General features: G+C 34.7%; 16 protein-coding genes and 1 pseudogene. 13 read left to right on the top strand and 4 right to left on the bottom strand.

Annotation, left to right across the window (positions count from 1 at the left end; all coding sequences use genetic code 11):
• The first annotated feature begins 62 nt into the window (after positions 1–62).
• The 4 genes from ACZ76X_RS16795 (at position 63) to ACZ76X_RS16810 (ending at position 2516) form a co-directional block, all read left to right on the top strand.
• Positions 63–245: a hypothetical protein gene (locus ACZ76X_RS16795; protein WP_000473370.1), complete on the top strand. Its 183-nt coding sequence runs from the start codon at positions 63–65 to the stop codon at positions 243–245.
• Complete coding sequence (locus tag ACZ76X_RS16800; RefSeq protein ID WP_479851072.1) at positions 245–1066, top strand: serine/threonine protein kinase; 822 nt, start codon at positions 245–247, stop codon at positions 1064–1066. Before ACZ76X_RS16795 ends, ACZ76X_RS16800 begins: the two co-directional genes overlap by 1 nt.
• On the top strand, positions 1048–1803 hold the full coding sequence (locus ACZ76X_RS16805; protein WP_479851073.1) for a sporulation protein: 756 nt from the start codon (positions 1048–1050) through the stop codon (positions 1801–1803). The genes ACZ76X_RS16800 and ACZ76X_RS16805 overlap by 19 nt, the downstream gene beginning before the upstream one ends.
• 77 nt (positions 1804–1880) lie before the next feature.
• On the top strand, positions 1881–2516 hold the full coding sequence (locus tag ACZ76X_RS16810; RefSeq protein WP_479851074.1) for a phosphatase PAP2 family protein: 636 nt from the start codon (positions 1881–1883) through the stop codon (positions 2514–2516).
• Here ACZ76X_RS16810 and ACZ76X_RS16815 read toward each other — a convergent pair.
• From ACZ76X_RS16815 to ACZ76X_RS16825, 3 genes are all read right to left on the bottom strand, one after another.
• Positions 2506–3387: a cation diffusion facilitator family transporter gene (locus tag ACZ76X_RS16815; RefSeq protein WP_479851075.1), complete on the bottom strand. Its 882-nt coding sequence runs from the start codon at positions 3385–3387 to the stop codon at positions 2506–2508. The genes ACZ76X_RS16810 and ACZ76X_RS16815 overlap by 11 nt on opposite strands.
• A 295-nt stretch (positions 3388–3682) precedes the next feature.
• Entirely contained in the window at positions 3683–3997 is a 315-nt protein-coding gene (locus tag ACZ76X_RS16820; RefSeq protein WP_000658777.1) for a thioredoxin family protein, read from the bottom strand.
• Between the two features lie 239 nt (positions 3998–4236).
• Positions 4237–4488, bottom strand: a complete 252-nt coding sequence (locus ACZ76X_RS16825) for a hypothetical protein (protein WP_479851180.1) — start codon at positions 4486–4488, stop codon at positions 4237–4239.
• A gap of 1035 nt (positions 4489–5523) precedes the next feature.
• Between ACZ76X_RS16825 and ACZ76X_RS16830 the strand changes: the two genes are divergently transcribed.
• The 5 genes and pseudogenes from ACZ76X_RS16830 (at position 5524) to ACZ76X_RS16850 (ending at position 9091) form a co-directional block, all read left to right on the top strand.
• Entirely contained in the window at positions 5524–5736 is a 213-nt protein-coding gene (locus ACZ76X_RS16830; protein ID WP_479851076.1) for a DUF1064 domain-containing protein, read from the top strand.
• A 1379-nt stretch (positions 5737–7115) separates the two neighbouring features.
• A complete protein-coding gene (locus tag ACZ76X_RS16835; protein ID WP_479851077.1) occupies positions 7116–7322 on the top strand; it encodes a hypothetical protein in 207 nt (68 codons plus the stop codon).
• Positions 7323–7854: 532 nt separating this feature from the next.
• Positions 7855–7920: a phage terminase small subunit-related protein gene (locus ACZ76X_RS16840; RefSeq protein ID WP_479851174.1), complete on the top strand. Its 66-nt coding sequence runs from the start codon at positions 7855–7857 to the stop codon at positions 7918–7920.
• A 99-nt stretch (positions 7921–8019) separates the two neighbouring features.
• Positions 8020–8223, top strand: a complete 204-nt coding sequence (locus ACZ76X_RS16845) for a hypothetical protein (protein ID WP_479851078.1) — start codon at positions 8020–8022, stop codon at positions 8221–8223.
• Positions 8224–8739: 516 nt separating this feature from the next.
• Positions 8740–9091 (top strand): annotated as a pseudogene (locus ACZ76X_RS16850) (hypothetical protein).
• A gap of 217 nt (positions 9092–9308) precedes the next feature.
• Here the strand turns inward: ACZ76X_RS16850 and ACZ76X_RS16855 are convergent.
• Complete coding sequence (locus ACZ76X_RS16855) at positions 9309–11309, bottom strand: collagen-like repeat preface domain-containing protein (RefSeq protein WP_479851079.1); 2001 nt, start codon at positions 11307–11309, stop codon at positions 9309–9311.
• A gap of 427 nt (positions 11310–11736) precedes the next feature.
• Here ACZ76X_RS16855 and ACZ76X_RS16860 point away from each other — a divergent pair, with 427 nt between their 5' ends.
• From ACZ76X_RS16860 to ACZ76X_RS16875, 4 genes are all read left to right on the top strand, one after another.
• Positions 11737–11988 carry a DUF3947 family protein gene (locus ACZ76X_RS16860; protein WP_098670606.1) on the top strand — a complete coding sequence of 84 codons (252 nt, stop codon included), beginning with the start codon at positions 11737–11739 and terminating at the stop codon, positions 11986–11988.
• Between the two features lie 461 nt (positions 11989–12449).
• On the top strand, positions 12450–12950 hold the full coding sequence (locus ACZ76X_RS16865; protein WP_479851080.1) for a sigma-70 family RNA polymerase sigma factor: 501 nt from the start codon (positions 12450–12452) through the stop codon (positions 12948–12950).
• On the top strand, positions 12940–13962 hold the full coding sequence (locus tag ACZ76X_RS16870; RefSeq protein WP_479851081.1) for an anti-sigma factor: 1023 nt from the start codon (positions 12940–12942) through the stop codon (positions 13960–13962). The genes ACZ76X_RS16865 and ACZ76X_RS16870 overlap by 11 nt, the downstream gene beginning before the upstream one ends.
• Positions 13944–14255, top strand: coding sequence for a hypothetical protein (locus ACZ76X_RS16875; protein WP_342719342.1), 312 nt, complete (start codon positions 13944–13946; stop codon positions 14253–14255). The genes ACZ76X_RS16870 and ACZ76X_RS16875 overlap by 19 nt, the downstream gene beginning before the upstream one ends.
• The last annotated feature ends 228 nt before the right edge of the window (positions 14256–14483 follow it).

Consider the following 14483-nt stretch of genomic DNA (forward strand, 5'->3'; position numbering starts at 1 on the left):
CACAAATCTAGCCAGCAATAGTTGGTATAATTAAAAGAAAATTTTACTCAAGAGGTGAAGGGATGTTCAAAAAAATTATTGATTCTTTATTAGGAAAGAAAAAATATCGTTCGTATTCTAGTAGTGATTATCGCCATAGAGGTCGCTCTTATTCAAGTAGCGATTATAAGCGACGTTCATCTGGTTATGGGCATCATCATTATAAAAGAAAACGTAAAAGCCGTAGCTTCTTTTCAAGTAGCTGATGAAATGGCGTCGTATACTAGCTTTATTTGATAGACCACTGCGAAAAAATACAATCGTTGCAGAACGTTATAAAATTGAATCAGTAATTGGAATGGGCAGTTATGGGGTTACATATGTCGTTAATGACTTACAAATAAATAGATATAAAGTCTTAAAACAATTAAGACAAAGTAAACAAAGATATGAATCTGGGAGAAAATCATTTGAACAAGAGAAAATGATTTTACAAACATTAAATCATCATGCAATTCCTAGTTTATATGATCAATTCGTATGGGAGAAAAAAAGCTTTTTTGTAATGGAATATATGCCCGGTAAAAATTTCGAAGATTATATTTTTTTAGATGGGCATGTATATACAGAACGTGAAGTTTTAAAAATTTTATACGAAATATTAGAAATTGTATCGGTGTTTCATAGTGAAGGTATTATTCACCGAGATTTACGCATTCCAAACATATTAATGAAAGAAAATGAAATTAGTATTATTGACTTTGGATTGGCTAAATTGAAGGGTGAGGGTGATGAACGAGCTACGACTTATGAAGGTGAACAAGCTTTGATGCGAGAAGTTCACTTTCGTAGCGATTTTTATGCGCTTGGTCATTTCTCATTATTTTTATTATATGCAGGCTATGAATCTAATGAAAAACATGAGAAGCCATGGTATGACGAATTAACTTTGGAAAAATATAACCGTGAAATGCTTATGCGCATGTTACAAATAAAAACACCGTACTATGAAAATGTACAAGATTTAAAAAAAGATGTAGCTTTTGCTTTAGAAAGGATGGAGGATCCATGTTTCAAAAGTTTTTAGCAAGCGTTGGTATTGGTAATGCAAAAGTAGATACAGTTCTTGAAAAAGATGAGTATATTGTTGGAGAAGAGATACACGGGAAGGTTCATATAACTGGTGGTTCAGTTAGCCAACAAATTGAAAGCATTTACTTAACGTTATCAACATCGTATGTACGAGAAGTGGATGATAAAAAAGTAACAACAACATATGATTTAGAGCGAGTTCGTTTAACAGAACCTTTTTCTGTTGAGCTGAATGAAAAAAAAGAAATTCCATTTTCATTTAACATGCCAGTTGAAACGCCACTTACTCTTGGAATGAAAACAGTTTGGGTGCATACAGGTCTTGATATTAAACGCAGTATAGATCCAAGTGATCGTGATTACATTCAAGTGTTGCCCAATGCACTATTAAATAGTGTGTTAGAGAGTGTAAATCAATTAGGGTTTAAAGTGCGTCATATAGAATGTGAAGAATTACCGTATCGCTTACGTAAGCAAGTTCCATTTGCACAAGAATTTGAGTTTATTCCTGTTTCCGGAGAGTATTATGGGAAATTAGATGAACTAGAATTATTAATCTTATCAAGCGCTTATGATCGCCTAGAGATTATTATGGAAGTAGACAGAAAATCTCGCGGTTTAGCAGGTTTATTTGCAGAAGCACTTGATCTTGACGAGAAAGTGATTCGCTTTACAGTAACGAATGAAGATATACCAGTAATGAAAGAAAAAATTAACAATTATATTTTTTAATAAACTATGCATAAAAAAGAAATGGAGAGGAAAACTAAAACAACCGCTCCATTTTTTTGCATAGTGAGGTTATGTATGTGAAACGATATCGACATTTATACTTGTTAAGTTTTACGCTACTCATTTGTTTTGTCGTATTATCACTTTCGTATCATACCACTTGTATTGAGAAATTTGACAATATAGTCGCGCATTTTATTCAAAGTTTTCGAAACGACTACTTGACAGCCTACTTTACTTGGGTGTCTTTTATCGGTTCCAAAAGAATATATTTTCCGTTACTCATCATTCTTGTAATGTATTTTCTCGTTAGAAAAAAGTTGCTTAGTGCATTACTTCTAACAATTAATTATTATGGATCTCGTTATTTAAACAGTATGCTTAAACTATGGTACGAACGAGCAAGACCTGATGTAACGCAGCTTGTTACGGCAACTGGATATAGTTTTCCGAGCGGTCATACGATGAATGCTACTGCTTTTTTAGGATTTATTGCATACGTCACAATTACAGAAGAACGTATTACATTGCATAAAAAATTGTTGATTATTTTTATAGCGAGCTTTGTTGTATTATCTATTTCAGTTAGCCGAATATATCTTGGCGTCCACTATCCATCTGACATATTAGCAGGATGGGCAGCTGGCGGTAGCTGGCTCGTTTTATGTGTTATATTTCATAAAGCGTTCATTAAAAAAGAACCTATGTCATAATAGGTTCTTTTTCCATTGGCTCAACATGAATATGTGCATGATAAATGCCGAACTTTTTCCGGAGCATAGCCTCAATGTTGTCAGTAATACAATGGCTTTCGCCAACATCCATACGAGCATCTACCTCGATTGTAATATCAACGTACGTTTGATTTCCATACATACGAGCGCGAATATCCACGATGTTTTCCACGCCACCTATATGTTCAATAGCATTAGCGTACTCTTCCATCTTATCTGGATCGATTCCATCCGTTAACATATGAGAAGCTTCTACAAAAATCTCCCATGCAGTTTTACAAATAATAAGACCGACAATTAAAGCGGCAATAGGGTCTAAAATAGGCATTTGGAACTGCGAACCGACAATACCTACTACTGTACCAATACTTACGAGAGCATCTGATAAATTATCCTTTGCAGCGGCTTCTAATGATTTGCTTTTTGTGCGCGCCGCCACCTTTTTCGTATATAAATACACACAGTACATAACGATAGCAGAAAATAAAGCTACCCATGCAGCAAGTACATTAGGTGCAGCTTGTTTTGGATTTAAAAAAGATTGAATGGCACTAATAACAACCTCTAATCCGACCGTTGCCATAATAAAAGAAGCAACAAGTGATGCAATTTGTTCAGCGCGCGAATGCCCATAAGGATGATCTGGGTCACGAGGTTTACGAGAGATTTTTAGACCAATTAATATAGCTAAAGAAGCACCGATATCCGTTAAGTTATTTAAACCGTCAGCACGTAATGCGCTAGAGAGGGTAATATAACTGATGATGATTTTCATAGAGGATAAAAATATGTAGGCCATAATGCTGACAATCGCACCTTTATCAGCTTCTTTATGAGAAAGAGTATCCATTTTGATCACTCACCTTTCTACAAGGAATTTCTTTCTATAAATAGAGTACCAAACGGAACTCGTGTGGGTCTATACAAACATTGTTGACGTTTTATAGCTTTTTAAGAAGGGGATAACAAAGTTTCGTGAAGGAAAAATATGTTGTAAAGTGCAAAGTTCGTATGAGAACGCAATTTGGATCGAGGGGATAGGGGAAGGAATACATGTATTATAATGAATTCGTATACTACACTGCTGAAAGATGATTGGGTAAAATAAAAACCCTCTAGAAAATATTTTTCAGAGGGTCTTCAACTTAGTATGCTTCTAAAAACTCAGTAACTTGCTCTTCAGTTTTTGCGTTAGCACTATGTAAGTGGCCTAGCTTCTCGCCATTTTGATATACAAGTAAACTTGGAATACCCATTACTTGATACTCTTCAGCGATACTTGGGAACTCATCTTTATTAATAGAATACCATTCAAACTTATTGAACTCTTCCATTACATCTCCGATAAAGTTGTCCATACGTACGCAATCTGGGCACCATGTAGTAAAGAACTTAACAACTACTGGCTCCTCACTTGCGATGATGTCTTTGAATTCCTGTTCAGATTTGATTTCTTTCATGTTTTGTTTCTCCTTTTTCACTATCAATATTTTTGGTTGTTTAGTTGGTGTATTTGCTGTGAAATGAAAACTTCTAACGAGAGTTTTCTTTCCGAATAATTCGTTTGCAAATTGATCCACCGTAGTTTCTTGAAGCGCTGGTACAACATGTCAGTAAGTGTCTAGTATGATACCTACTCTGTTATATCCTTGCTATCTTCGGATGTATACCTTATATCCTAAAACGATTATTAGAAACCTCACTTTTCTTTATAAGCTTTTTCATGAGCTGTGTCAAACTTCTGAAATTGCAGGGGGTTACTATTATAGGGTGGGCAAACCAAATCCAAATTATTATATCCATCGCCATACCGTTCTTTATCTTCATTTATTTTTTGAAGAGCATGTAAGGTGATTTCAGGCAAAACCATTAATCTTTTTCCTTTTAGGTCCATGAAATTGTTTTGTGACCTGAGAGAGGTAACGATAAACCGATAGAGTTCTTCTCTCAAAATCAATATCCTTCCATTGAAGCTTTAAGATTTCGCCTTTACGCATGCCACATGTAATAGCCAATAGATATGCAACATAGTATTTGCTATCTTTTGCACGATCTAAAAAACAAAGGACATCTTCTTCTGACCAAGTATTTACTGTTTTTTCTTTACCTTTAGGAGGGCTTACTACATCAGCTACATTCTTTTGATATCCAGCGAATGTATAGCGGAGAAAAAGCTTTTAAGAAAATGCAAAATTACCGCAACCCACATTTCAATTACATGAGTATGAGAGTAAACGTAGCTGGCGTGTGGGGTTTATTTGTAATAAATCGGAAAAAATAATCTATTCGTTTTGTTCGATGGAGAAATTAAGAAGCATAATTGCCATCCCTATTGGGAAATTGCTTACTACGGTGATGGGGGTAATGTTGTAAGAAGCTACCAGAAGGAAGAGTATGCGATATAAAAAAAGGACTAGCAGTTGCACCCGCTGTCCTTTAATAGGAGAAAAAGTATTCTTGTTTAGAACTACGCATAAACAGAAAATCTGCTTGTAATTAGTTTTACCCTCAATGTACGTGCTTATACAAAAAAAGAGATAAGTAAAAAATACTTATCCCCAAGAAAGGAAATCCCAAGCACCAAAATGGCTCGTATTGGTCTGCAGGTTCAAAAGTAGTATATGTAGAACGAAACAATCTCATGCAAAAAGCAGACAACGCTTTTTGTTGTCTGCCAGTGGGTCGAATGAGTTAGCTAATTGTGATAAATTGCATTCCCATTACAAGAAGAGTGAAGCTGCTAGTTCAAACAGCTTGTTGGTATTATTTTCAATATTAAAAAAATATACAGGAAAAGCAGATAAGTTAAAAAACCTACCTGCTTCTGCTGTAACAAAAGAAAGAAGTATTAGCCGTGGATACGGCGGCTTGGAAATAGTATGTATTTTTATTTAAAAAATATTCAAGGGGTGAAGAAACATAGAATGTTTGATAAATGGTATCCATGAAATTAATCAGCTAATCAGTAAAACAAAAGTGAAAAACAATGAGCAAATATAATAATAAAAAGGTAAAACTAGATGACCATGTATTCGATAGTAAAGCAGAAGCGAATTATTATGCTGGATTAAAAATACGCCAAGCAACAGAGGGAATTTCAAGTTTCGAATTGCAACCAAGATTCATTTTGCAGCCAGCATTTATAAAGAGCGGAAAAAGATATCAGGCAATTACATATTGGGTGAGTACGACAAATTAAAACGTGAAAAGAAAAAACTAAAACAAGTAAATTATGTATATTTTTAATGCATGTTCAGTTTGAAAAAATCTTTCTTTTGCAAAATAAAGCAGTTAGTTAAAAAACCTACCTGCTCGTTGTACAAAAGAAACGCTCCGCTTACACAATAGATTGTAACCTAAAGTTGAAAAATAGTATGAACAGGGTTAAAAATGTGATTCAGAAATGAAAGGAAACATAATAAAAAAAGAGAAGCGCTTAATTAGGACACTCCTCTTAATGCCAATATACAATAACTATTCCATTATAATGTATAAGCATAAAATATTTAACAATTAGTTATGTGGTAAAAATTTCATTTTGTTTTAGGTTAAAATGAAAAAAGAGCACTTACAGTGAACTGAACGTCTAGGTTAGAAATATATGATTTGAAAAAGAAATAAGAACAAAATTTTATTATTTGCTCAATATAAAAGAGCAGTTAGCCCAGTTCAACTGCTCAGTACAGGGGTAATGATCTAGATGCATAGATATTATATGCCAAGTTATTGACTTTATTCGAGGAGAAATAAAGAATATGTATTTATTTGGAAAATATAGTTAGGTAATTTCTTTAAGTAACAAGAGCAATAATGAAATAAAAGAGCAGCTAGCAAAAGCTAACTGCACTAATCATGGAATATGGTTCGAAATGGGGTGTCTATATTATTGACGGAATATTGAGTTTTAGTCAGGGGCACCTAAAGGTTTTCTTTTTTACTTAATCCATATCTCGCAAACAAAATAATGGCTAAAAATACAGATAATAAAAATGTCAGAAAGTTTGTTATTATGTCCCTGAGCATCGCTTTCCAGTTGTTTATTTTAGAGAATTCCATCATACCAATAAAAAGTTCCTATTGTTAAAACTAGGAAAAGGAATAAACGATGAAAATTTATCGGAAAAGAAAGTCAGGAATTATCAATTTTACAAGAGCGTTAAGCATGATATGAATATAAAAATGGAAGTTTTGGGGTACCATTCAGGCAGTATTTTGGGCAGTGAATTTTTACATTGGAATCAACGGTATGATATTCCTACAGTTAATTGTTCTTTGAAAAGAGCATAATGTGAGGATAACGTATCTATGCGCTCTTAATCAATGACCATAGCCCATGAGAACGGGCATGGGCAGTAAGAATCCGCAAAAGGACGAAAAGACCAATATCAATTATAGTAGACGCTGTCATGATCTGGTTGACGTCATGTTTGTTGTTAAGAAAAGATAAGGTGTGATGTAGACTTGTAAGTTAAAATATTATTAGCCTAAAACAAAAAATATAGACTAGTAAACAAGCTGTTTTCACCATTTATTCATAGAATATGATGAATTCTATTTTTAGAGGAGGGAATCATATCTATGGGATGTAATAATAATTTTGGACATTCCCGAGATTGTAATAGATTTTGGGATGATTTAGTATTTTGCGGATGCGGTCGTAGACGCAGAAGAAACGATTTTAACGACTGTCATTGTAGACGTGACTGCGATTGTGATGAGTGTCGTCGCAGACGTAATCATGACCGTGATCATGATCATGATCATGATAATCGTCGAGATTGGTAAAGTCTCTTAAAAGAGTGCATATATTTATAGCACTCTTTTTTATTATGTTTTTTAATACTTAACAATTTGAAAGGCGCGGTTTCAATCGGGTTTAACGTTTAACAAAACAAACATAACGAACAAAAAAGAAAAGTAAGAAGCAAATAATTCCTGCAAGGTGGAAATATACGATGGATAATCCGATAGCGCTAATAGATTCTGGTGAAATGTAAAAATCTGATTTAAATCTGTTTGTTTTTTTGATTTTAAGTTTCTTGTCCCGTCTCCCTTAGATATTTTTATCTTACATGGGCATATACAAACCGAAAGGGATTTCGTAACAAATAAATGAGCAATATTTTTAAATAAGATTTATCCCACTTTAATGGGCAGTAAGACCCCCACCTCAAAATGCAGCGAAAGCAAAGAATTTAGGTGGGGGTCGGGCTGCCCATAAAAGTCCGATTGGTGAGGAGTGATTATAGTTTCACTTTATTTAGCGATTAGCTTAAGTAGTAAACTCATGGGAATTGAGGTGGCAGGTGAAATGTAGATGGCAAGACAGCGCAGTCCAGACCGTGATAAAGCATTCGAAATATACAGAGCAAGTAATGGTTAGTAGCCACTTGTTGAGATTGCGAAGTAATTAAACTTAAAGCCATATCAAATCAGAAAGTGGAAATCACAAGATAAATGGGACCAACAATTAAAAGGTAACGTGACTATTGCGAAAAGGAGTGTTACTAATGTAAAGAAACTCAAAACAAAAGCCAAGTTAAAAAAGATGATAGATGATGAAGAGCTGGCGGAACAAGAACGACTCTTGAAGTATTTTAACGGTACACAAGATGGACTGGAAGTTGGCTATGCAAAAAGTAGCGTGAATAGCTATTTACCCAGAAGAGTCCGTGTAGCACTGTAAGTCCGAAAGCTTAAAGATGAAATGGTTAAAATATTTTTTTGAAGCGATAGATGTATGGAATGAGTAAATTAAGATTGCTTTTGCTAATATGAAAAAAGGTCCTGTTGTTTCCAACAGGACCTTTCCTAAAATGGCAAAGGGTAACTCTTACCTTACCCTTCTCATATATAATACCTGAAAAAGATAGATGTGTATACAACAAGAAATTCCAATATAATTATTCGAATATAGTGTTAAAAAATAAAGTTGTGTAATTTGAAATAAGGAATTAAATTACAAATGTTGATTTGTTAAGTGATTGGAATGGATTCCTATCAAATTGTAGTGAATAAAGTAATATTGAGATAATAAAATATGTAATTTTGCATATCGGATTTTTAAAAGTAAACAAGGTTATAAAATATATAAATGTTCCGGAAGTTGAGGAAGTAAATACTAAAATTCATTTGATTTTTTACTGAAATAAATAAATTCATTTGAATCGTAGTAAAAAATAGATGTTTGCCTTAAACATTTATAAAAGTAAAGAATATTTATAACAAAAGGAGTAAATACATAGGTCCAATTTTTGTAATAATGGAGGGAATTGTTGTGGACATAACTCAAAGTATGGCACGAATAGTGGTTAACGGGAAAGATCTTCCGTTTAATTCAGTTAGAACTTCTGTATGGAATCAAGGGCCTGTAAATGATTTAATTGTTTCAACAAATCAGAGAATCGAGGAGTTTTATCAATTTATGTGGTCACAAGTGCCAGTCACGCTTACGATGTATTTTCTTCAGGGGGCGGACTTAATGAGGTTTGCCAGAATTATTGGGATTAATCAAAGTGTGACGGGAGAATATATATCATTTCTCTTGGGGATAAAAGGAATGTAAAGTAGCTTAACAGCTGCTTTTTTATTTTGCACAGGAATTTAGAAGGTGATGAATAGGAGATTAAAAAAATAAGATTAGAGCGTGATATAAGTAATTTGTAATTAACTAAAAGTACATAAGGGGTACCACTATGAATATAAAATTTTTAAGGCGTACAAAAAATAAAAAAACAGAGAGACATAATTTTGTCCCGCTGTTTTTTTATATTATTCACAAATAGTTCCAGTTGCTATACCAGTTGGAGCAACACCTACTGGAACCGTATCTATGACCGTATTTGTAGCAGTATTGATAACAGAAACAGTATTGCTACCTTGGTTTGTAACGTAGGCGAGAGTACCATCTGGTATGATGGTTACTTGATCCGGGGATAAAGCAACAGGAATTGTATCAATTACCGTATTTGTCGCCACACTTATTACCGATACATTATTACTAACTTTATTCACAACGTAAATACGAGTGCCATCTGGTGTAATATCTATACCAACCGGTTCAGAACCTACGCTAATTGTATTAATAACAGTATTTGTAGCGGTGTCAATAACAGAAACAGTATTGCTGTTTTGATTTGTGACATACGCGCGAGTACCATCTAGTGTAAAGACGATGATTCTAGGACGAATGCCAACCGGAATGGTAGCGCTAACTGTATTCGTAGCAGTATTAATAACAGAAATATTGTTGCTTAATTCGTTTGCAACATATGCAAAGGTTCCATTTGGAGAAACAGTGATTCCTTGTGGAGCGTTGCCAACCGGAATGGTAGTAACAACTGTGTTAGTAGCAGCATTAATAACAGAAACTGTATTATTACCATGATTTCCAACATAAACAGTTGTGTTATTTGGAGAAACAGCGACACCAATCGGGTTGCTTCCAACCGGAATGGTAGCGATAACGGAATTTGTAGATGTGTTAATAACAGAAACGGTATCAGAAAAAATATTAGTAACATAAGCACGAGCGCCATTTGGTGAAACTGTTACTTCAAGAGGTGCATTACCTACAGTAATTGTATCAACCACCGTATTTGTTCCGGTGTTAATAACAGATACTGTATCATTTGTAGGGTCATCTATGGCTCCTGCGTTTGTAACATAAACAAGGAAATTACATGCAGGTCCAGTCGGTCCGGTTGGCCCAGTCGGTCCAGTAGGTCCAGTCGGCCCCGGTGGACATTCACAATCTCCAGTAGGTCCAGGTGGTCCTTCTGGCCCTTGAATACCTTGCACCCCTTGAGGTCCAGTCGGTCCAGGTGGTCCTTCCGGTCCTTGCATGCCTTGCACCCCTTGAGGTCCAGTAGGTCCTTCGAGTCCTTCTGGCCCTTGAAGCCCTTGCACCCCTTGAGGTCCAGTAGGTCCTTCTGGTCCCTCCGGCCCTTGAATACCTTGTACTCCCTGAGGTCCAGTCGGCCCTGGTGGTCCAGGAACTCCCATTCCAGTCCCAGAGCCAGTGGGTCCAGGTGGTCCAGGTGGTCCTTGAATTCCTTGTACACCTTGCGGCCCAGTAGGTCCAGGTGGTCCTTCTGGCCCTTGAAGCCCTTCCACGCCTTGAGGTCCAGTAGGTCCTTCGAGTCCTTCTGGCCCTTGAAGCCCTTGCACCCCTTGAGGTCCAGTCGCTCCTTCTGGTCCTTCTGGCCCTTGAATACCTTGCACCCCTTGAGGTCCAGTCGCTCCTTTAGGTCCTGGAAATCCTCTAGGTCCAGTCGCGCCAGTAGGACCGGGTATTCCGGTAATATTTAATAGAGAACTATTCAATATTCCTTGCAAAATTAAGTTGAATGTTTGTTGCAACAATGGGTCCGATATATTGGAACAACTAATGAGCGAAGATAAATTTTGGAATAGAAATTGAAATAATGCAGAGATTTGAGTAAGAGATGCAGTAGGTAAGGAATTGATTAATTGAGTTATAGTTCGTATAACTAAATTTCTATTTGGAGTATTTGGTTGCACTGTAATGATTAAATCATTTAATGCCTGTAATGCAGATTGGAGTATTTGTATAGTTGTCGGATTTGGCGTGGTAAAGAAAGAAAGGATAGCTTGGTTTAATTGGTTAATTAGGGACAATAATTCTTGTTGCTGAGAAAATGAGAAAAAAACAGGTGTACAACAATTACTTTGATCGCAAGGTGATATAGAAATAAAACAGGGAAATTGGAATTTTTCGCACGGATCGTTTGAGTTGTGATTATTCTTCATAATTACCTCCTTTTAAAAAAGTTAAATAGTAAGTCATGTGATAATCAATATTTGTTTCTAAATGTAATGTGTTTATGAGTACAAATTATATGTGAAATACCCAAGAATGTTTTGTAAAAGTATATGTAAACAAAATGAAGGTGTTCTTATGAGACTAGTAGTATTGTAAAGATTTAATGGTAATTATAAGTTTAATTAAGTTAGGGTCTAATGGAGTTCCATTTAGAATTTTATTTTTTTATTCTGCTTTAAAAATTCAACCACGTTTAATAATTGAAACGAGTAAGTAAAATATGAAATTGAAGCTATTAAAAGAAATAATGAAATGAGAAACCTACTAAAAGCTAATGTACTAGTTTTCAGCACTTCCTAAAAAAAGAATCATACTATGGTTTGTAATAGCTTATATGGAAGTGAGTTGAAAATAATGTTTTATTCGTATTTTGCTAATCAAGCTGGTATGCGACCAGCGTATGGTACATCAATCACGTTTAGCGGAGCACAAAGTACAGTTCAAGCTGTTCAACAAGCGTTACAAATGCAACAACAAATGCAAATGCAGCAACAAGGTATCCAGCCGTATTATTCATCCGTGGAGTATTTTTACCCAGTGCATCAAATCACACCGTATGGAAGTTCTTTTCTTACTATCCCATATGGAACTGTATTTAATCTATAAATTGAAAGTTTAATCAGTAGGGGGCAGGTATCCAAAACTAATAATTAGCCTTCACCAATCGGATATAAACGGGCAACCTGTCTCCTATCTATCTTTCTCGCATGTGTCGAATTTTTTTGGAGTCTTATTACCCGTAAATGGTGAGGTGTATATGCAGGCGTCAAAGAGTCCTTACCTATTAATTGGAAATAACCGATGTAATAATCTTCGTACATACTATAAGTGGAGTTTTTTGATGAGAAAATACCGATAAAAAAGAGCATTATTTTATATTATGACAAATGATGGTTAATGGCTCTGTATGAAAGGATATATCCAGACATAACATCACATATTTTGTTTATAATTGTAAATAGTTATTAAAATGTATAAATAATATTTCTTTTTTTATAAATAAAAAAGGAAAAATAATGCAACTTTTTATTTTGCTTATTCGTGATATATATGAAAGGAGGAGGGGGATGGAGATTGAAGAAATATATAAGGTTTATATAAACGATGTGTATCGGTATTTATTTTCCCTTTCTCGCAGCCATCATGTAGCGGAGGACTTGATGCAAGAGACTTTTTATCGAGCGTATCTGTATTTAGAAGACTATGAAAATCAAAAGGTGAAATCATGGCTTTTTAAAGTGGCATATCATACATTTATTGATTTTGTTAGGAAAGAGAAAAAAGTAACTTTTGTAGGAACAGAGGAATTAGAGACAATACAAGCGGGGGAATCTACAGAAGAGTACGTAGTCGCCAAAAATAGTTATGAAAAATTAATTCAGATTATTCATACTTTACCGGTGGTAGAAGCACAAGCTATTTTATTATGTGACGTACATCAATTAACGTACGAAGAGGGTGCTTCTGTATTAGATGTAAAGTTAAACACGTATAAAAGTCACGTATTTCGCGGAAGAAAGAGATTAAAAGAATTGTTAAAGGAGGAAAAAAGTCAAAATGACAAATGATAAATTTCATTCTGAACAAGATGATTATAAAGAATTGTTACAAGAAGCTCTTCATCAAAGACCGGCCGCACTTCCTGATGGAAAACAGGAGCAAGTGTTGAAAATAGGTAAAAAAAGAGCACGTATTACGAATGTTTTAATTGTATTTACTTTTTTATTACTTATTCAACCTATTTTATATATATCTACACTCTTATATTATACATTGGCACCTACAAACGCGATGGAGATACGGAATGTAGTAAATCAAACGTTAAGTGTAACAGAACCTAATGTATTTATGAAAGAAAGGGACATGGAGCAAACGTTGTTACCGCTTAGTTTGCAATTGCATTTTGATTTGTATAAAAGGATAGGAAAGAAAGATATTCGAATAGGAGAAGAGAAAACAGATTATGTATTTAGTAGAGCGACGAAAGTAACTCGTGAATATACAACAGATGAAAAAATTCCAGAAGTCCCATATATAGATAACGAGGTGTTGTCTCATCCTAATAACTATAATACGTCGTACAATAGTAGCGAAGAAGCGCAGGTATTAAAAGGACTTCCACAAGAATCTGTTGTAGAAGCATTTGTATCTTTTAGGGAATTATTAAGTGTACAAGAGGTAACCAATACGTTTCCTGCTATTGATATTGTGTGGTATGCCGTTCATACAGGATTAGAGGAGAAGCAAATGAATGATGAGGGGATGTATGTAGCCCCGATTGGTTTTCCAGCAGATATAATGTCCATGCCAAGTGGTGCTTTTGTAAATGATTCACCTCACGAGGAACAATTCATTGATGTTTTAAAGTCATTACAGAAGCATGAAAGTTTAGCGGTGAAGTTATCTAGAGCGAAAGTATTAGAGTTGTCAAAGCGTATTTCTTTTCTTGAAAAAAATGGGATAAAAACATATGGGGCAGTTGTAACAGGACCTAAAGTAGAAATTGAAAAATTGATGATCAACGAAAAAGTTAGAAACTTGAAAGTAGGTGAAGTGAGGTTATGGAATTGGCATTCTTAAAAAAAAGAAAGAATCATATTTATAAACAGGAAACGTGGATGGGGACTATTTCACTAATTATTGCCTTTCTAGCGTTATTGTATTTGAACATTATATTGCTCATTCAAGAAACATTTATAGGGAAAGGTTTTCTGCAAATAGTTGGTATTGGAGTGGTGTGCTCAGTTGTAGGTATGATCACAAAAAGCAAAAGTCGAAAATATGCATTGTGGGCATGTAGCTTATTTGTTTTTATGCTGCTGTTTGCTATATTTGGATATATATTCGGTTGGATGATAAGCTTTGGGCCATAAATATGTGAGGAAGAGCGAATGTAGATTCGCTCTTTTTTATGTATAAAAATAAACTAGGTAAGAGAAGAATTTATCAAATTTGAATAGTAAGTATTATACATCTAAGTTGAAGTTTTATTGATATGTTTTCCGCCCACGTATATATATAGGCGCAAGTTTTGGATTAAAACAATAGCTCGTCCAAACATTGCGAATCCCTCTTACATAATATGTAGTAATAAGCATGAA

The organism is Bacillus sp. BC05(2025), from assembly GCF_056725905.1.

Bases quoted from the DNA above. Each gene is read 5' to 3' on its own strand.
- ACZ76X_RS16795 (WP_000473370.1), top strand. From the start codon at position 63: ATGTTCAAAAAAATTATTGATTCTTTATTAGGAAAGAAAAAATATCGT.
- ACZ76X_RS16800 (WP_479851072.1), top strand. From the start codon at position 245: ATGAAATGGCGTCGTATACTAGCTTTATTTGATAGACCACTGCGAAAA.
- ACZ76X_RS16805 (WP_479851073.1), top strand. From the start codon at position 1,048: ATGTTTCAAAAGTTTTTAGCAAGCGTTGGTATTGGTAATGCAAAAGTA.
- ACZ76X_RS16815 (WP_479851075.1), bottom strand. From the start codon at position 3,387: ATGGATACTCTTTCTCATAAAGAAGCTGATAAAGGTGCGATTGTCAGC.
- ACZ76X_RS16820 (WP_000658777.1), bottom strand. From the start codon at position 3,997: ATGAAAGAAATCAAATCTGAACAGGAATTCAAAGACATCATCGCAAGT.
- ACZ76X_RS16830 (WP_479851076.1), top strand. From the start codon at position 5,524: ATGAGCAAATATAATAATAAAAAGGTAAAACTAGATGACCATGTATTC.
- ACZ76X_RS16835 (WP_479851077.1), top strand. From the start codon at position 7,116: ATGGGATGTAATAATAATTTTGGACATTCCCGAGATTGTAATAGATTT.
- ACZ76X_RS16855 (WP_479851079.1), bottom strand. From the start codon at position 11,309: ATGAAGAATAATCACAACTCAAACGATCCGTGCGAAAAATTCCAATTT.
- ACZ76X_RS16860 (WP_098670606.1), top strand. From the start codon at position 11,737: ATGTTTTATTCGTATTTTGCTAATCAAGCTGGTATGCGACCAGCGTAT.
- ACZ76X_RS16865 (WP_479851080.1), top strand. From the start codon at position 12,450: ATGGAGATTGAAGAAATATATAAGGTTTATATAAACGATGTGTATCGG.
- ACZ76X_RS16870 (WP_479851081.1), top strand. From the start codon at position 12,940: ATGACAAATGATAAATTTCATTCTGAACAAGATGATTATAAAGAATTG.
- ACZ76X_RS16875 (WP_342719342.1), top strand. From the start codon at position 13,944: ATGGAATTGGCATTCTTAAAAAAAAGAAAGAATCATATTTATAAACAG.